A 1,552-nucleotide genomic window follows, 5' to 3' on the forward strand; every position below is an offset into this window, starting at 1 on the left:
CGCCGCACAGCCCGCGCGGGCCGGCGGTGCGGGCGGCGCGGGGCCGGACGACGTGCCGGAGGGGGCGGGGGGACCTCGGGAATAGCGGTATCGGCCCGGTATCCTGCCGGTGACATCCACCCGAAGCCGAAGGGCACACCCGTGAGCGCCAATCGCCCGGCAGCCGTCGTCGTTCTCGCAGCGGGTGAGGGCACCCGCATGAAGTCGTCGACACCGAAGGTCCTGCACGACATCTGCGGGCGGACACTGGTCGGCCATGTGGTCGCCGCCTCCCGCGAGGTGGGGCCCGAGCACCTGGTGGTGGTCGTCGGGCACGCCCGGGAGCAGGTCGCGGGGCATCTGGCCGAGGTGGACGCGTCCGCGCGGACCGCGGTGCAGGCCGAGCAGAACGGCACCGGCCACGCGGTGCGCATGGGCCTGGAGGCGCTGCGCGCGGACGGGGTGCGGCTGTCCGGCACGGTCCTGGTGACCTGCGGCGACACCCCGCTGCTGACGGGCGCCACGCTCCAGGCGCTGGCCGACGTGCACGCCGCCGACGGCAACGCGGTGACGGTCCTGTCGGCCGAGGTGCCGGACGCGACCGGCTACGGCCGGATCATCCGGGGCGAGGACGGCGCGGTGACCGCGATCGTCGAGCACAAGGACGCCACCGACGAGCAGCGCGCGGTACGGGAGATCAACTCCGGGGTGTTCGCGTTCGACGGCGAGCTGCTGGCGGACGCGCTGGGTGAGGTGCGCACCGACAACAGCCAGGGTGAGGAGTACCTGACGGACGTGCTGGGCATCCTGCGCACGGCCGGCCACCGGGTGGGGGCGGCGGTCGCCGCGGACCACCGGGAGATCCTCGGCATCAACAACCGGGTGCAGCTCGCCGAGGCGAGGCGGCTGCTCAACCAGCGCCTCGTCGAGCGGGCGATGCTCGCCGGAGTGACGGTGGTGGACCCGGCGTCGACGTGGCTGGACGTGACGGTGACGGTCGAGCCGGACGCCGTGGTGCTGCCCGGCACGCAGCTGCTGGGTGCGACGCATCTCTCATCCGGGTGCGAGGTGGGCCCGAACACCCGGCTCACCGACACCTCGGTGGGTGCGGGGGCGCACGTCAGCAACACGGTCGCGGTGTCGGCACGGATCGGTGACGGCGCGACGGTCGGCCCGTTCGCCTACCTGCGGCCGGGCACGGAGCTGGGCCCGCGCTCCAAGGCGGGCACGTACGTCGAGATGAAGAACGCCCGGATCGGCGAGGGCGCGAAGGTGCCGCACCTGTCCTACGTGGGGGACGCCACGATCGGCGACTACACCAACATCGGCGCGGCCAGCGTGTTCGTGAACTACGACGGCGAGACCAAGCACCACACCACGATCGGTGCGCACTGCAAGACCGGCTCGGACAACATGTTCGTGGCGCCCGTCACGATCGGGGACGGCGCCTACACGGCCGCCGGCTCCGTCATCACCCGGGACGTGCCGCCCGGCTCGCTGGCCGTGGCCCGCGGCCAGCAGCGCAACATCGAGGGCTGGGTGGCCCGCAAGCGGCCGGGCAGCGCCGCCGCCC

1 protein-coding gene is annotated in these 1,552 nt (G+C 73.6%); it reads left to right on the top strand.

Annotated features, from left to right (window positions below; all coding sequences use genetic code 11):
• Window positions 1-141: 141 nt before the first annotated feature.
• Window positions 142-1,552 (top strand): bifunctional UDP-N-acetylglucosamine diphosphorylase/glucosamine-1-phosphate N-acetyltransferase GlmU (gene glmU, locus ACYVE9_RS26185; RefSeq protein WP_461030372.1); only part of this gene is annotated, 1,411 nt, incomplete at its 3' end.

The organism is Streptomyces sparsus, from assembly GCF_054776295.1.